Source organism: Rhodoferax sp. ZS1R25, assembly GCF_056521335.1.
In genome coordinates, this window is record NZ_JBWMAZ010000002.1 from 249814 (window position 1) to 266719 (window position 16906).

General features: G+C 61.4%; 12 protein-coding genes and 1 tRNA gene. 10 read left to right on the plus strand and 3 right to left on the minus strand.

Features of this window, described 5'->3' with window-relative positions; all coding sequences use genetic code 11:
• The first annotated feature begins 20 nt into the window (after window positions 1–20).
• Together AC097R_RS12050 and AC097R_RS12055 are read left to right on the plus strand one after the other, a co-directional pair.
• The gene (locus AC097R_RS12050) at window positions 21–1214 is read left to right on the plus strand and encodes a branched-chain amino acid ABC transporter substrate-binding protein (RefSeq protein ID WP_479598345.1); all 1194 of its coding nucleotides are present in this window, start codon (window positions 21–23) and stop codon (window positions 1212–1214) included.
• A gap of 84 nt (window positions 1215–1298) precedes the next feature.
• A tRNA-Ser gene (locus AC097R_RS12055) sits at window positions 1299–1388 on the plus strand.
• 109 nt (window positions 1389–1497) lie between these two features.
• Here AC097R_RS12055 and AC097R_RS12060 read toward each other — a convergent pair.
• The gene (locus tag AC097R_RS12060; protein ID WP_479598346.1) at window positions 1498–2406 is read right to left on the minus strand and encodes an SPFH domain-containing protein; all 909 of its coding nucleotides are present in this window, start codon (window positions 2404–2406) and stop codon (window positions 1498–1500) included.
• Window positions 2407–2418: 12 nt separating this feature from the next.
• A complete protein-coding gene (locus tag AC097R_RS12065; protein ID WP_479598347.1) occupies window positions 2419–2844 on the minus strand; it encodes an NfeD family protein in 426 nt (141 codons plus the stop codon).
• 132 nt (window positions 2845–2976) lie between these two features.
• Here AC097R_RS12065 and AC097R_RS12070 point away from each other — a divergent pair, with 132 nt between their 5' ends.
• Window positions 2977–5247 (plus strand): Orn/Lys/Arg family decarboxylase, encoded by a 2271-nt coding sequence (locus AC097R_RS12070; RefSeq protein WP_479598348.1) that lies wholly within the window; start codon window positions 2977–2979, stop codon window positions 5245–5247.
• A 125-nt stretch (window positions 5248–5372) separates the two neighbouring features.
• Here AC097R_RS12070 and fabI read toward each other — a convergent pair whose 3' ends face one another.
• Window positions 5373–6173: an enoyl-ACP reductase FabI gene (gene fabI / locus AC097R_RS12075; protein WP_479598349.1), complete on the minus strand. Its 801-nt coding sequence runs from the start codon at window positions 6171–6173 to the stop codon at window positions 5373–5375.
• Window positions 6174–6217: 44 nt separating this feature from the next.
• Here fabI and AC097R_RS12080 point away from each other — a divergent pair, with 44 nt between their 5' ends.
• From AC097R_RS12080 to infB, 7 genes are all read left to right on the plus strand, one after another.
• The gene (locus tag AC097R_RS12080; RefSeq protein ID WP_479598350.1) at window positions 6218–8035 is read left to right on the plus strand and encodes an extracellular solute-binding protein; all 1818 of its coding nucleotides are present in this window, start codon (window positions 6218–6220) and stop codon (window positions 8033–8035) included.
• On the plus strand, window positions 8035–9063 hold the full coding sequence (locus tag AC097R_RS12085; RefSeq protein ID WP_479598351.1) for a microcin C ABC transporter permease YejB: 1029 nt from the start codon (window positions 8035–8037) through the stop codon (window positions 9061–9063). Before AC097R_RS12080 ends, AC097R_RS12085 begins: the two co-directional genes overlap by 1 nt.
• A gap of 4 nt (window positions 9064–9067) precedes the next feature.
• Window positions 9068–10111 (plus strand): ABC transporter permease, encoded by a 1044-nt coding sequence (locus tag AC097R_RS12090; RefSeq protein ID WP_479599544.1) that lies wholly within the window; start codon window positions 9068–9070, stop codon window positions 10109–10111.
• Window positions 10108–11709, plus strand: a complete 1602-nt coding sequence (locus AC097R_RS12095; RefSeq protein ID WP_479598352.1) for an ABC transporter ATP-binding protein — start codon at window positions 10108–10110, stop codon at window positions 11707–11709. The genes AC097R_RS12090 and AC097R_RS12095 overlap by 4 nt, the downstream gene beginning before the upstream one ends.
• Before the next feature lie 135 nt (window positions 11710–11844).
• Window positions 11845–12438 (plus strand): ribosome maturation factor RimP, encoded by a 594-nt coding sequence (rimP, locus tag AC097R_RS12100; RefSeq protein WP_479598353.1) that lies wholly within the window; start codon window positions 11845–11847, stop codon window positions 12436–12438.
• A 78-nt stretch (window positions 12439–12516) separates the two neighbouring features.
• On the plus strand, window positions 12517–14013 hold the full coding sequence (gene nusA, locus AC097R_RS12105; protein WP_479598354.1) for a transcription termination factor NusA: 1497 nt from the start codon (window positions 12517–12519) through the stop codon (window positions 14011–14013).
• A gap of 24 nt (window positions 14014–14037) precedes the next feature.
• Entirely contained in the window at window positions 14038–16902 is a 2865-nt protein-coding gene (gene infB / locus AC097R_RS12110) for a translation initiation factor IF-2 (protein WP_479598355.1), read from the plus strand.
• Window positions 16903–16906: the final 4 nt, after the last annotated feature.

Below are 16906 nucleotides of genomic sequence, written 5' to 3' on the forward strand. Positions count from 1 at the left end.
TGAAATTTCCGGGAGTTTGTATGCATTTCAGAACGAAAAGTACGTTGACCGTGGTCGCTGTTGCGGCCCTGCTGGTCGCTTGTGGCAAGAAGGAAGGGGCCGCTGTACCAGCGGCGTCGGTCGCCGCGTCTGCAGATGCTGGCGCTGTGGTGAAGATCGGCCACGTGGGCCCCACCAGCGGCGCGATCGCCCACTTGGGCAAAGACAATGAAAACGGTGCCCGTCTCGCCATTGAAGAACTCAACGAAGCGGGCGTGACGATTGGTGGCCAGAAGGTCACCCTGGAATTGGTCGCAGAAGACGACGCTGCGGACCCCAAGCAGGGCACGGCTGTGGCGCAAAAGCTGGTCGACTCGAAAGTCGCAGGCGTGGTGGGCCACCTGAATTCGGGCACCACCATCCCCGCTTCCAAGATATACAGCGACGCTGGCATTCCCCAGATCTCTCCCTCGGCCACCAACCCCAAGTACACCCGCCAGGGCTTCAAGACGGCGTTTCGCGTCGTGGCCGACGACACCCAACCGGGTGGCACCCTGGGTAAATATGCTGTGGGCTCGCTGAAAGGCAAATCCATCGCGGTGATCGACGACCGCACGGCCTACGGCCAAGGCGTCGCAGAGGAGTTTGCCAAGGCAGTGGTTGGGGCAGGTGGCAAAGTGGTGGCCAAGGAATTCACTACCGACAAGGCCACCGACTTCAGCGCCATCCTGACCACCATCAAAGGCAAAAAGCCCGATGTGGTGTTCTTCGGTGGCATGGATGCGGTGGCCGGCCCCATGCTCAAGCAAATGAAGTCCTTGGGGCTCAATGCCAAGTTCGTGGGTGGCGACGGCATCTGCTCCACCGAATTGGTGAAGCTGGGGGGCGACGCCATTGCGGATGACCAGGTGTTCTGTGCAGAAGCCGGCGGCGTGGAAGGCGAGGCCAAGGTCGCCATGGAAGCGTTCAAGACTAAATTCAAAGCCAAGTTCAACGCCGATGTGCAGGTGTACGCACCGTATGTGTATGACGCAGTGAAGCTGATGGTTGCGGCCATGGTCAAGGCCGGATCTTCCGACCCTGCCAAGTACCTGCCGGTGCTGGCAGCCACGACCGACTACCAAGGCGTGACCGGCCCCATTTCGTTCGACGCAAAGGGCGACATCAAGAACGGTGCGTTAACGCTGAAGACCATACGCGCTGGCAAGCTCGAAACCCTGGCCGTGATTCGATAAATTCGCAAACGAAGCTGCTTTTTGCGCAGTTTGTAGGCCGCGAGCCAAAACAGCCCCAAAAGGCAGGTTAGAATACGAGGCTCTGGAGCGGTGGATGAGCGGTTTAAGTCACACGCCTGGAAAGCGTGCGTGGGGTTAAACCCACCGCGGGTTCGAATCCCGCCTGCTCCGCCAGAACCAAGTCCGATCTGCCCTTTCCAGGCGGGTCGGCACCGAAAACCCCGCAGTGTTTGCACTGCGGGGTTTTTTATTGCCTGAACGCGGCCGATCCCGCGCTTGCGTCTTATTTGTTGGACTGCACCATCTTCATCGCCGTGGCAATCAGTGTGGAGACTTCGCTCATATTGGCGGGAATGATCAGCGTCGTTGTCGCATCCGCGGCCACCTGGCTGTAGGCCTCGACGGCTTTTTCAGCCACCTTGAGCTGCACAGCCTGCTCGCCACCGGGTTGGCGGATGGCGGCTGCAATGCGCTCAATGGCCGCAGCCGTGGCGTCGGCCACGGCCGTGATGGACGCGGCCTCGCCCTGGGCCTTGTTGATCACGGCCTGTTTTTCACCCTCAGAGCGCGCAATAAAGGCTTCGCGCTCACCGGTGGCGATGTTGATTTGCTCTTGTCGGCGGCCCTCGGACGCCGCAATCAGTGCGCGCTTCTCGCGTTCAGCGGTGATCTGGGCCTGCATGGCGTGCAGGATTTCCTTGGGAGGTGTCAGGTCCTTGATTTCGTAGCGCAGCACCTTCACACCCCAGTTCAGCGCGGCTTCGTCGATCGCAGCCACCACTTGGGCATTGATGATGTCGCGCTCTTCAAAGGTCTTGTCCAATTCGAGTTTGCCGATCACGCTGCGCAGCGAGGTCTGCGCCAGCTGCGAGATGGCCACGATGTAGTTGCTGGAGCCGTAGCTGGCGCGCATGGCGTCGGTCACCTGGAAGTACAGGATGCCGTCCACTTGCAGTTGGGTGTTGTCGCGCGTGATGCAAACCTGGCTGGCGATGTCCAGCGGAATTTCTTTCAACACGTGCTTGTAGGCCACGCGGTCGACAAAGGGCACCAGGATGTTGAGCCCCGGTGTCAGTGTGCCGTGGTATTTGCCCAGGCGCTCGATCACCCAGGCGTGCTGCTGGGGCACCACCTTGAGGGATTTGAAAACGAAAATGACGGCGATGAAGAGCAGCGCAATTGCGATTTGCATAAAGGTTCCTGTTTAAGCTTTGTCGACCAAAAGGCGGTTGCCCACGACTTCTGACACCCGGTGTGCACCGGCACTGGGCGTAATGCCGGTGCGGTGCAGGGCGGTCCAGTTGGCACCCCGGTACTGCACGCTGGCGGTGCCGTCCGGGTTCCAGGCGGCGATCTGCACAGTCTCGCCGATGTCCATATTGACATTGGGGTTGGCTTGGGCGGGCAACTCGGCCCGGCCCGTGGGGCGTTTGAGGTGCCAGGCCACCACGGCTCCGCCACCCATCAAAGCCGCCACCACAATTTGTACGGTGGTGCTGGTGCCGCCATGGGCGGCCAAGGCAGCCGCCGCGGTACCAAGGGCCAGCATCAGCAGGTAAAACGTACCAGTCAGCAGCTCGGCCGCGACGATGGCGCCTGTGACCAGCCACCAGAGGGTGGGTTCCGACATGGGGGAGGCCTCCTTTGTATTGATGACGCCACATTGTGGGCCAAATGCGCGACAGCGCCACGACGTTGTCGCCAGAAGTCCTTACACTTCGCGCCTGTTTTGCATTTTTAGCCCGCCCGTTGGAGCCATTCGATGAAGTTTCGCTTTCCCATCATCATCATTGACGAAGATTTCCGCTCGGAAAACACGTCAGGCCTGGGCATCCGCGCCCTGGCCCAGGCCATCGAAACGGAAGGCTTTGAGGTGCTGGGGGTTACCAGCTACGGCGATCTCTCGCAATTTGCCCAGCAGCAGTCGCGTGCCAGTGCCTTCATTCTGTCCATTGACGACGAGGAATTCACTCCCGGCCCGGACCTGGACCCCGCGGTGCTGAACCTGCGCCATTTCATCGAAGAAGTGCGCCGCAAGAACCTGGACGTGCCGATCTATGTGTACGGCGAAACCAAGACCAGCCGCCACATCCCCAACGATATCCTGCGCGAGCTGCATGGCTTCATCCACATGTTTGAGGACACGCCCGAATTCGTGGCGCGCCACATCATCCGTGAGGCCAAGGGCTACCTGGAGGGCGTGCAACCGCCGTTCTTCAAGGCGCTGCTGGACTACGCCGAAGACGGCTCCTATTCGTGGCACTGCCCGGGCCACTCCGGCGGCGTGGCGTTTCTGAAGAGCCCCGTGGGCCAGATGTACCACCAGTTTTATGGTGAAAACATGCTGCGCGCCGACGTGTGCAACGCGGTAGAAGAACTGGGCCAGCTGCTGGACCACAACGGCGCGATTGGTGCGTCAGAGCGCAATGCGGCGCGCATTTTCAATGCCGACCACTGCTTCTTTGTGACCAACGGCACGTCTACCAGCAACAAGATGGTCTGGCACCACACCGTGGCGCCGGGCGACGTGGTGATCGTGGACCGCAATTGCCACAAATCCAACCTGCACGCCATCATCATGACCGGGGCTATCCCCGTGTTCTTGAAGCCTACGCGCAACCACTTCGGCATCATCGGCCCGATCCCGAAAAGCGAGTTTGAGCCTGCCACCATCCAGGCCAAGATCAAGGCCAACCCGCTGCTCAAAGGCGTGAACCCCAAGACCGTGAAGCCGCGCATCTTGACGCTGACGCAAAGCACCTACGACGGCGTGCTCTACAACACCGAAACCATCAAGAGCATGCTCGATGGCTATGTGGAGAATATCCACTTCGACGAGGCCTGGTTGCCGCACGCTGCCTTCCACCCGTTCTACGGTACTTACCACGCCATGGGCAAGAACCGCGCACGCCCCAAAGAGGCCGTGGTCTACAGCACCCAGTCCATCCACAAGCTGCTCGCCGGCATCAGCCAGGCCAGCCATGTGTTGGTGCAGGACTCGCAAACCGTCAAGCTGGACAAGCATTTGTTCAACGAGGCCTACCTGATGCACACCAGCACCAGCCCGCAGTACAGCATCATTGCCAGCTGCGACGTGGCCGCCGCCATGATGGAGCCGCCCGGCGGCACCGCGCTGGTGGAAGAAAGCATTGCCGAAGCGCTGGACTTCCGCCGCGCCATGCGCAAGGTGGATGAAGAGTATGGCGACGACTGGTGGTTCAAGGTCTGGGGCCCCGACCACCTGGCCGATGAGGGCATTGGCAAGGCTGCGGACTGGATCATCAAGGGCGAGAGCAAAAGCGCCAAGGCCAACTGGCACGGCTTCGGCAAGCTGGCCAGCGGCTTCAACATGCTGGACCCGATCAAGTCCACCATCGTGACCCCTGGCCTGGATCTGAACGGCAAGTTCGCCAAGACCGGCATTCCCGCCTCCATCGTGACCAAGTTTTTGTCCGAACACGGCGTGGTGGTGGAGAAGACCGGCCTGTACAGCTTCTTCATCATGTTCACCATCGGCATCACCAAGGGCCGCTGGAACAGCATGCTGACGGCGCTGCAGCAGTTCAAGGACGACTACGCCAAGAACCAGCCCATGTGGCGTGTGCTGCCCGAGTTTGTGCAGAAGTACCCGCGCTACGAGAAGATGGGCCTGGCCGACCTGTGCCAGCACATCCACCAGCTGTACGCCAAGTTCGACATCGCCCGCCTGACCACCGAGGTGTATTTGAGCGACCTGACCCCGGCGATGAAGCCCAGCGACGCCTACGCTCACATTGCCCTGCGCAAAACCGAGCGTGTGGAGATCGACCACCTGGAAGGCCGCGTGTCTGTCGGCATGGTCACACCGTACCCACCCGGCATTCCCTTGCTGATTCCGGGCGAAGTGTTCAACAAGAAAGTGGTGGACTACCTGAAGTTCTCCCGCGAGTTCAACGCGCAGTGCCCCGGCTTTGAGACCGATGTACACGGCCTGGTGGACGAAGTGGGCGAAGACGGCAAGGTGCACTACTACGCCGACTGTGTGAAGGCCTAAGCCCACCCGGGCCGGCACATACCGGCAGAGACAAAAATAGCGCCAGTGCGGTCTGCACTGGCGCTATTTTTTTAGGAGCTACCCGCACAATGTCTGTGCGGGCTAGAGGCCTATTTGGTTTGAAATCAGGCCAGATCGGTGGTCACGCCCATGGTCTGGCTATAGCCGCCGTCCACGTAGGTGATCTCGGCGGTCACGCCACCGGCCAGGTCGCTCAGCAAAAATGCCGCCACATTGCCCACGTCTTCAATCGTCACGTTGCGGCGAATCGGCGACGCATCGGCCACCGTGTGCAGCAGCTTGCTGAAGTCCTTGATGCCGCTGGCCGCCAGGGTCTTGATCGGGCCGGCGCTGATGCCGTTCACGCGGATGCCACGGCCGTCCGGTGTGCGGCCCACGGCTTCGGCCAGGTAGCGCACGCTGGCTTCCAGGCTGGCCTTGGCCAGGCCCATGGTGTTGTAGTTGGGGATGATGCGCTCGGCACCCAGGTAGGTCAGGGTCAGCAGGGCGGCCTTGTCATTCAGGAAGGGCAAGGCGGCCTTGGCCATGGCGGGGAAGCTGTAGGCGCTGATGTCGTGGGCGATCTTGAAGTTCTCGCGCGTCAGGCCATCCAGGAAGTTGCCGGCGATGGCTTCACGCGGCGCAAAGCCAATGCTGTGCACAAAGCCGTCGAACGTGGGCCAATGGGTAGACAGGTCCTTGAACAGTTGGTCGATTTGTTCATCGTTGCCCACATCGCAGTCAAAGATCAGCTTGGAATCAAAGTCCGCCGCAAATTCGGTGATGCGGTCCTTGAAGCGTTCGCCCACGTAGCTGAAGGCCAGTTCGGCACCCTGCGCCTTGCAGGCTTTGGCGATGCCGTACGCAATGGAGCGGTTCGACAACACACCCGTGATCAACAACTTCTTGCCAGCTAAAAAGCCCATATCGTCCTCGTGAAAAAATGCTCGGTCTAGTGCAGAATTGTCGCATGCGAATTTTGGTGGGCTGGTTGTTGGCGTTGGGCAGTGTGTGGACCTCGGGTGCGTGGGCGGCGCACGGCTATGCGCTGTGGGGCGACCTCAAGTACCCAGCCGGCTTTGCGCAGTTCGATTACGCCAACGGCAACGCGCCCAAGGGGGGTGAGCTGCGCCTGGTGAGCAACCTGCGCGTCTCCACCTTCGACAAGTACAACCCCTTCACCATCAAGGGAACCGCGCCTGCCTATTTGAGTGGTCTGATGTTCGACACGCTGCTGGTTGGCTCGCTGGACGAAACCGCTGCGGGTTATGGCCTGCTGGCCGAAGACGTGAGCGTGGCGGCCGATGGGCTGAGCGCCACCTTTCGTCTGCGCAAGGAGGCCCGCTTCCACAATGGCGACCCGGTGCTAGCACGCGATGTAAAGCACAGCTTTGATACGCTGATCGGTCCTTTCACCTCGCCGGCCTACAAGAGCCTGCTGGACGATGTGGCGGGTGTGGACGTGGTAGATGCCACCACGGTGCGTTACCGCTTCAAGAAACCCAACCGCGAGCTGCCACTGACCGTAGGCGGTCTGCCGGTCTTCAGCCACCGCTGGGGCGAAGATGACCCTATGAAGGGCGGCAAGGCCAAGCCGTTTGACCAGGTGGTGATGGATATTCCGATTGGCAGCGGGCCCTACAAGATCGGCCCCGTGGTGTTTGGCAAGGACATCACGTATGTGCGCGACGCCAGCTACTGGGCGCGCGACCTCAACGTGCGCCGCGGCAGCGCCAACTTTGACCGCATCGTTGTCAAGATTTACAAGGACAGCACCGCGCGGCTGGAAGCGCTGAAGGCCGGTGAGTTTGACCTCATGCGCTTCTTCTCTGCGGGCGACTGGGCGCGCCGCGTCAATGGCCGCAAGTTCGACAGCGGCGAACTGGTCAAGGCTGAATTCAAGCACCGCCTGCCCACGGGCTTTCAGAGCTATGTGCTCAACACCCGCCGCGACAAGCTCAAAGACGTGCGCGTGCGCCAGGCGCTGGGGCTGGCACTGGACTACGAGTGGATGAACCGCCAGATGTTTTACGGCGGCTACCAGCGCGTGCAAGACCTGTTTGGCAACACCGACTGCCAGGCTACCGGTGAACCCTCGGCCGAAGAGCTGGCGCTGCTGGAGCCCTGGCGCGCCCAGGTGCCTGGGGCCGTGTTTGGGCCCATGGCCGTACCACCGCGCACCGATGGAGACAGCACGCTGCGCGACAACCTGCGCCAGGCGCAAAAGCTGCTCAAGGACGCGGGCTGGGAATACCGCGACGGCGCGCTGCGCAATGCCAAGGGCGAGCCCTTTGAGCTGGAGTACCTGGACAGCGCAGAAACCGGCGTGCGCACGGTGGCGCCCTGGGTGCGCAATCTGGAGAAGATTGGCGTCAAGCTCAACTTCCGCCCGGTGGACTTTGCGCTCTACCAGCAACGCCTGCAAAAGTTCGAGTTCGACATCACCTCCATCGCCTATGGCGGCACGCACAACCCCGGCCAGGAATACGCCGACATGTTCGGCAGCAAGGCCGCCGACACCGAAGACTCGGGCAACCTGGCTGGGATTAAGAGCCCAGCAGTGGACGCCCTGGTGGCTGGTATCACCGGCGCCAAACGCAAGCAGGATCTGCTGCCCGCCTGCCGCGCGCTGGACCGCGTGATCATGCACAGCCATATTCTGGTGCCGCAGTGGTCGGCCGGCACGCACCGCCTGGCTTACAACGCCTGGCGCCTGGACAAGCCAGCCCAAATGCCCCCCTACGCCCAGGGCGAAGGTTGGGCCATTGACCTGTGGTGGGCCAAATAATGTTTCTTTACTCTCTCAAACGCTTGGCCCTGATGCTGCCCACGCTCTTCGGCGTGCTGCTGCTTACCTTTGCGGTCATCCAGTTCGTGCCCGGCGGCCCGGTGGAGCAGTACCTGGCAGAAGCCAAAACCGGTGCAAGTACTGGAGCCGACGGTAGCGGTTTCAGCTACCGCGGTGCGCAAGGTGTGGACCCCAAACGCATTGCCCAGGCCAAGGCGCTGTACGGCTTTGACAAACCGGCGCCCGAGCGCTTCTGGCAAATGCTGGTGCAGTTCGCCAAGTTCGATTTGGGTAAAAGCTTTTTCCACAACAAAGATGTGTCCGCGCTGGTGTGGGAAAAACTGCCCGTGTCTATGAGCTTGGGGCTCTGGACCTTCTTTATCAGCTACCTCATCGCGGTGCCACTGGGCGTGGCCAAGGCCGTGCGTGCGGGCTCACGGTTTGACCTGGTCACATCGCTGCTGGTGCTGGTGGGCTATGCGATTCCGGGCTTTGTGCTGGGCGTGGCGCTGCTGGTGATTTTTGGCGGGCAGTTGCAGTGGTTTCCGCTGCGGGGGCTTACCTCGGCCAATTGGGAAACCTTGTCCTGGGGCGCACGCATCACGGATTACCTCTGGCACATCACGCTGCCAGTCACGGCCATGGTGATGGGCAGCTTTGCGGTGACTGCCATGCTGACCAAGAATGCCTTTCTGGAGGAGATTCGTAAGCAGTACGTGGTGACCGCGCGGGCCAAGGGCCTGTCGGAAGGGCAGGTGCTGTGGAAGCATGTGTTTCGCAACGCGCTGATCCCCATCATCACGGGGTTTCCGGCCGCCTTCGTGGGTGCGTTTTTCACCGGCGCCTTGCTGATCGAAACCCAGTTCTCGCTGGATGGCATGGGCTTGCTGAGCTACGAGAGCGTGATCCGCCGCGATTACCCCGTGGTCATGGGCACGCTCTACCTGTTCACGCTGATCGGCCTGGTCACCAAGCTGATTTCCGACCTCTGCTACGCCTGGGTAGACCCCCGTGTCACCTTTGATTGAGTCCATGCCGCCCAAAGCCTCTATCAGCCAAAGCCCTAGCCGCCGCGCCTGGCAGCGCTTTAGGCGCAACCGTCTGGGCTTTGTCAGCTTGCTTATTTTTTGTGCGCTGGTGCTGGTCAGCCTGGCGGCCGAGCTGGTGTCCAACGACCGGCCCCTGGTGGTGGTCTACCAAGGGCAGACCTACTGGCCCATGGTGCGCGACTACCCCGAGACCACATTTGGCGGTGACTTCGCCACGCCCACGGATTACCTGGACCCGTTTATTCAGCAGCGCCTGGCCGAGGCCGGCAACTGGGCGCTGTTTGCACCCAACCCCTACGGTGCCAAAACGCTGAACTACTTTGCCCCTGCGCCCAACCCGGCGCCGCCCAGCCGCGCCAACTGGCTGGGCACCGACGACCGCGGGCGCGACCTGCTGGCCCAGTTGATTTACGGCTTCCGTGTCAGCGTGTTGTTTGCGCTGGCGCTGACCATCACTGGCGTGGTGCTGGGCGTGCTCACGGGTGCCATCCAGGGCTTTTTCGGTGGCAAAACCGATCTTGCCTTCCAGCGCTTCATCGAAGTCTGGGGCGCCATGCCCGAGCTGTATTTGCTCATCATTTTCAGTGCGGTGTTCGCACCCAGCATTGCGCTTCTGCTGGTGCTGCTGAGCCTGTTTGGCTGGATGGGCCTGTCCGACTATGTGCGGGCCGAATTTCTGCGCAACCGCCAGCTCGACTATGTGCGCGCCGCGCGCGCCCTGGGCGTGTCGAACTGGAAAATCATCACGCGCCACGTGCTGCCCAACAGCCTGACCCCCGTGGTCACCTTTTTACCGTTCCGCATGAGCGGCGCGATTCTGGCGCTCACCTCGCTGGATTTTTTGGGCCTGGGTGTGCCGCCCGGCACGCCTTCGCTGGGTGAATTGCTCTCCCAAGGCAAAAACAATATCGATGCCTGGTGGATATCACTCTCCACCTTTGGGGTGCTGGTGATCACCTTGTTGCTGCTCACCATGATGGGCGACGCCCTGCGCGATGCGCTGGATCCCCGAAAGCAGGACACATGAGCGCCCCCACGCCCCTGTTGGATGTGCGTGGCCTGCGCATCGCCTTTGACGGCCGCGAAGTGGTGCATGGTGTGGACTTTGTTATCCAGCCAGGCGAAAAGCTGGCTTTGGTCGGCGAGTCGGGCTCTGGCAAAACCGTCACCGCGCTGAGCCTGCTAGGCCTGGCCCAAGGCGCGCAGGTGCAGGGCAGTGCTGGTTTTGGCCAAGCCGAGCCGGTCAATCTGCTGGGCTTGCCCGAGCGCCAGCTGCGTGCCATTCGCGGGCAGGACATCGCCATGATTTTTCAGGAGCCCATGACGGCCCTGAACCCGGTGCTCACCGTTGGCGAGCAGATTGCCGAGATATTGCAGCTAAAACAGGGTCTAGCCCCCGCAGAATCTGCGCGAGCAGCTATTGAATTGATAGCGGATACTGGCATTGCCGAACCCGCACGGCGCTTCAAGGCCTATCCGCACCAACTGTCGGGCGGGCAGCGCCAGCGCGCCATGATCGCCATGGCGCTGGCCTGCCGCCCCAAGTTGCTGCTGGCCGACGAGCCCACCACGGCGCTGGACGTGACGGTGCGCCGTCAGATCCTCGATTTGCTGGACCAACTACAGCACAAACACGGCATGGCCGTGCTGCTGATCACCCACGACCTGAACCTGGTGCGCCAGTTTGCCGACCGCGTGGCGGTGATGGAGGCGGGCCTTATTGTGGAGCACGGCACTGTGGCAGAGGTGTTTGCCCAACCGCAGCACGCCTATACCCGCCGCCTGCTGGACAGCCGGCCCAGCCGCAATGTGCCGCCGGCCCAACCGGACGCTGAGGTGCTGCTGCAGGGCGAAGGCCTGCGGGTGGGCTATCCCGTGCCGCTGGGCGGCGTGAAGGGCTGGTTCCGGTCCGGTGAGTTTGTGGCCGTGCAGGGCGCAGATTTCGTCGTGCCCGCAGGCCAGACGCTGGGCGTGGTGGGCGAGTCGGGTTCTGGCAAGTCCACCTTGGCGTTGGCGGCGCTGGGCTTGCAGCGTTTTTCGGGCCGTTTGTCGGTACTGGGCCAGGCCTGGGGGCAGGGCGGCGGCGCCGACCAAGCTCTGCGCAAGGGCTTGCAGGTGGTGTTTCAGGATCCGTTCTCGTCGCTATCACCCCGCATGACCGTCGAGGAAATCGTGGGGGAGGGCCTGCTGGTGCACGCGCCGCAGCTGGACACCGCGGCCCGCCGCGCCCAGGTGGTGGAGGCGCTGGAGGCTGTGGGGCTGGCGGATGCGCAATTTCCGGGCCTGCTGGAGCGCTACCCGCACCAGTTTTCCGGCGGCCAGCGCCAGCGCCTGGCGATCGCCCGGGCACTGATCGTGCGGCCCCGGGTGCTGGTGCTGGACGAACCCACCAGCGCACTGGACGTGACCATGGCCCAGCAAATTCTGCAGCTGCTGCAGCGCCTGCAAGCCGAGCGGGGGCTGGCCTACCTGCTGATCACCCACGATGTGGCCGTAATTCGGGCCATGGCGCACCATGTGGTGGTCATGCAAGCGGGGCATATTGTGGAAAGTGGCACGGTGGAACAGGTGCTGGACACGCCCCAGCACGGCTACACCCGCACGCTGCTGGCGGCAGCCGAATAATTCCTTACAGATCAACGGCCTTCACACAGCTTTGTGGGTATAATCCAAAGCTCACGACCAAACGGGCGGGTAACTACCGCCCGTTTTTTTTGGTCGATTGTTTTTCACTCACGCATTCAGGCAGGCTTTACAGACGTGGCATTACAGGAAATCGTTGAACAAACCGTAGCAGGACTGGGATATGACCTGGTGGAGATCGAACGCTCCGCCGGAGGCTTGCTGCGCATCACCATCGATTTGCCCTGGACTGCGCCCGTGGAAGGGCAAGTTTCTGTAGAGCAGTTTGTCAACGTGGAAGACTGCGAAAAAGTTACACGACAGTTGCAGTTCGCTTTGGAAGTGGACGGCGCGGAATACAAGCGGCTCGAGGTGTCCTCGCCCGGTATTGACCGCCCCTTGCGACACACACAGGATTTCGAGCGTTTTGCGGGTCAGATCATCGACATCACCCTCAAGGCGCCCATGGGGGCAGCGGCCAATGGCCAGGTCAATGCCAACCGCAAGAAATTTCGCGGCACGCTGGAGCGTGTGGTGGCTGCCGACGGCACCGTGGGCTGGCAAATCGTCTGGAGCGATGCGCCCGAACCCAAGCCCGGCCAAAAGGTCAGCAAAAAACGGGTACCCCCGCCTCTGCAGGCGCTGGGCTTCACGTTTGACGAGCTGCGCGACGCGCGGCTGGCACCGATTGTGAGTTTCAAGGGCCGCGGCAACGCCGGTCTGGTCGAGTGAGTGGCCGGGCCCAGCGGCTGCAGGCACCCATCCGAATTTTGGTTTTGTATTGATTAGAGTGTTCAGGAGAGTCATGGCATGAATCGCGAACTGTTGATGCTGGTGGAAGCAATTTCCCGAGAGAAAAACGTGGAACGTGACGTGGTGTTGGGCGCTGTGGAAGCAGCCCTGGCCCAAGCCACCAAAAAGCTGTACCCCGGCGAAGTGGATATCCGCGTCGCGCTGGACCGTGACAGCGGCAATTACGAGACCTTCCGCCGCTGGCATGTGGTCCCCGATGAAGCTGGCCTGCAGCTGCCTGACCAGGAAATCCTGCTGTTCGAAGCCAAAGAACAGATCGCGGACATTGAGGTGGACGAGTACATCGAAGAGTCCGTGGCCTCTGTGCCTATCGGCCGTATCGGTGCCATGGCGGCCAAACAGGTCATCCTGCAGAAGATCCGTGACGCCGAGCGCGAAATGCTGCTCAACGACTTCATGTCGCGTGGTGAAAAGATCTTTGTGGGCACCGTCAAGCGCATGGACAAGGGCGACATCATTGTCGAATCCGGCCGTGTCGAAGGCCGCCTGCGCCGCAGCGAGATGATCGCCAAGGAAAACCTGCGTACCGGCGATCGGGTACGCGCCATGATCATGGAAGTGGACCTGACCCTGCGTGGCGCACCCATCGTGCTGTCGCGCTCAAGCCCCGAGTTCATGATCGAGTTGTTCCGCCAGGAAGTGCCCGAAATCGAACAAGGTCTGCTGGAGATCAAATCCTGTGCCCGTGACTCCGGTTCGCGCGCCAAGATTGCCGTGTTGTCGCATGACAAGCGCGTCGATCCTATCGGCACCTGCGTCGGCGTGCGCGGTACCCGCGTGAATGCAGTCACCAACGAGCTGGCTGGCGAGCGCGTGGACATTGTGCTGTGGAGCGAAGACCCCGCCCAGTTTGTGATTGGTGCCTTGGCGCCAGCCAACGTGTCGTCCATCGTGGTGGACGAAGAGCGCCACGCCATGGACGTGGTGGTCGACGAGGAAAATCTGGCGATTGCGATTGGCCGTGGTGGCCAGAACGTGCGCCTGGCCTCCGAGCTCACTGGCTGGAAAATCAACATCATGGACGCCGCTGAGTCGGCCCAGAAGCAGGCCAACGAGACCGACTCGGGCCGCAAGCTGTTCATGGAAAAACTGGATGTGGACGAGGAAATCGCCGACATCCTGATCGCCGAAGGTTTCACCAGCCTGGAAGAAGTGGCCTATGTGCCGCTGCAGGAAATGCTGGAAATTGAGAGCTTCGACGAAGACACGGTGCACGAGCTGCGCAACCGCGCCAAGGATGCACTGTTGACCATGGAAATCGCCCACGAAGAGAGCGTGGACGAAGTGTCCCAGGACCTGCGCGACCTCGATGGACTCACTTCCGAATTGATCGGCAAACTGGCAGACGGCGGCGTTCACACCCGCGATGAATTGGCCGACCTTGCCGTGGATGAACTTACAGATATTACTGGCCAGTCCGCGGACGAAGCCAAGGCCCTGATCATGAAGGCACGCGCACATTGGTTTACCAATGACGCTGCCTCTCACGAGTAATGGTCATGAAAGGTTACACAAAATATGTCCAGTACGACCGTTGCCGAGTTTGCCAATGAACTCAAAAAATCGACCGACACCCTGCTTGAGCAATTGAAATCGGCAGGCGTCGCCAAGGCTTCGGCCTCTGACGTCTTGACCGACTCTGACAAGCACAGCCTGTTGAACTTCCTGCAAAACAGCCACGGCACCGCCAGCCCTGAGCGCAAAAAGATCACTTTGGTGAAAAAGCAGACCACCGAGATCAAGCAGGCCGACGCCACGGGCAAGGCACGCACTATCCAGGTGGAAGTGCGCAAGAAGCGCACCTTCGTTCGCCGTGAAGACGGTGTGGATGTGCCCGCCGAAGCGTCTGAGCAGGAGTTCGAAACACCGGAGTCCGCCGCCCCCGCGATTGACCACGCCGAACTGACCCGCCGCGAAGAAGAAGCACGCCGCCAGGCCGAGCTGATCCGCCGCCAGGAAGAAGATCTGGCCGAAAAGCGCCGTGTGCGTGAAGACGCTGAAAAGCGCGAACGCGAAGCCGACGAACGCGCCGCCAACTACGCTGCCGCCGAAGCCTTGAAGAAAAGCCAGGCCTCCGCGACCGTGGCTGAGGCGTCAGACGAAGTGGCGCAAGCCGCCGCAGCACGTGCTGCTGCGCAGGTCGAGGCCCGCGAAACCGCAGCTGCCGAGTCCAAAGCACGCGCAGAAGAAGAGTCTGCCCGTGCCGTGGACCTCGGCGACCGCCGCCGCAAGGCCGAAGCCGAAGCCGCTGCCATTCGCATGATGATGTCGGCACCCAAGAAGGTGCTGGTGGCCAAGAAGCCCGAAGAAGTCAAGCCCGCCGCTGCTGGCGTCAAAGGCACACTGCACAAGCCCGCCGTTGGCTCTGCCGTGGCCAAGCCCGCCAAACCGGCCGCTGGCGCTCCTGCGGGCAATGCTGGCGCAGGTGCCGGCAAGGAAGTCAAATCCGCCAAGCTGTCCAGCAGCTGGGCCGGAGACCCTGCCAAGAAGAAAGAACTCAAAACCCGTGGTGACACAGGTGCCGGTGCTGGCCGTTCCAGCAACTGGCGCAGTGGCCCGCGTGGCCGCCGTGGTAGCAATGACCGTGACCGCGATGACCATACGCAAGCGGCTCCGGTGGAAGCCCGCGTCATTGAAGTGCACGTGCCTGAAACCATCACCGTAGCCGAATTGGCCCACAAGATGGCGATCAAGGCGTCTGAAGTCATCAAGGCGCTGATGAAGATGGGCCAGATGGTCACCATCAACCAGCCACTGGACCAGGACACCGCCATGATCGTGGTGGAAGAAATGGGTCACAAGGCCGTCGTGGCTGCGCTGGACGATCCGGAAGCCTTCACGGACGACGATGTGGCGCAACAAGACGTCGAATCCTTGCCGCGCGCACCTGTGGTGACCGTCATGGGCCACGTCGATCATGGAAAGACTTCGCTGCTGGACTACATTCGCCGTGCCAAAGTGGCTGCGGGCGAAGCGGGTGGTATTACCCAGCACATTGGTGCCTACCACGTGGAAACTCCGCGCGGCATGGTGTCCTTCCTGGACACCCCTGGCCACGAGGCGTTTACCGCCATGCGTGCCCGCGGCGCCAAGGCGACCGACATTGTGATTCTGGTGGTGGCTGCCGATGACGGCGTGATGCCGCAAACCAAGGAAGCCATCAAGCACGCGAAAGCGGCTGGCGTTCCTATCGTGGTGGCGATTACCAAGTCTGACAAGCCCGATGCCAACGCCGAGCGCGTGAAGCAAGAGCTGGTGGTGGAAGAAGTCGTGCCCGAAGAATACGGTGGTGATTCTCCGTTCGTGTCTGTGTCTTCCAAGACCGGCATGGGCATCGACACCTTGCTCGAACAAGTATTGCTGCAAGCGGAAGTGCTGGAACTCAAGGCGCCGGTGGACACCATGGCCAAGGGTCTGGTCATCGAAGCCCAGTTGGACAAGGGCCGCGGCCCTGTGGCCACCGTGCTGATCCAGTCCGGTACGCTGAAGACGGGTGACGTGGTGCTGGCTGGCCAGACCTACGGCCGCGTGCGTGCCATGCTGGACGAAAACGGCAAGACCATCAAGTCGGCTGGCCCATCCATTCCGGTGGAAATCCAGGGCCTGACCGAAGTGCCACAAGCCGGTGACGAGTTCATGGTGATGACCGACGAGCGCCGTGCGCGCGAAATCGCCACTTACCGTGCCGGCAAGTTCCGCAACACCAAGCTGGCCAAGCAACAAGCCGCCAAGCTGGAGAACATGTTCTCCGACCTGGGCGCGGGCGACGTCAAGATGTTGCCCATCATCGTCAAGGCCGATGTGCAGGGTTCGCAGGAAGCGCTGGCGCAATCGCTGCTCAAGCTGTCGACCGAAGAAGTCAAGGTGCAGATGGTGTACGCCGCTGTGGGCGGTATCAGCGAGTCCGACATCAACCTAGCGATTGCCTCCAAGGCCATCGTCATCGGCTTCAACGTGCGTGCCGATGCCGGCGCGCGCAAGCTGGCCGAAGGCAATGGTGTGGACATCCGCTACTACAACATCATTTACGATGCGGTGGACGAGCTCAAAGCCGCCATGTCCGGCATGCTGGCCCCCGAGAAGCGCGAAGAGATCATCGGTATGGCCGAGATCCGCACCGTGTTCGTGGCCTCCAAGATCGGTACGGTCGCAGGCTGTATGGTCACCGCTGGTTTTGTCAACCGCAACGCGCATTTCCGCCTGTTGCGCGACAACGTGGTGATCTACACCGGCGAGCTGGACTCCTTGAAGCGCATGAAGGACGATGTGCGCGAAGTCAAGGAAGGCTTCGAGTGCGGTATCAAGCTCAAGAACTACAACGACATCAAAGAAAACGACCAGTTGGAGTTCTTCGAGGTCAAGGAAATCGCCCGTACGCTGTAAGCGG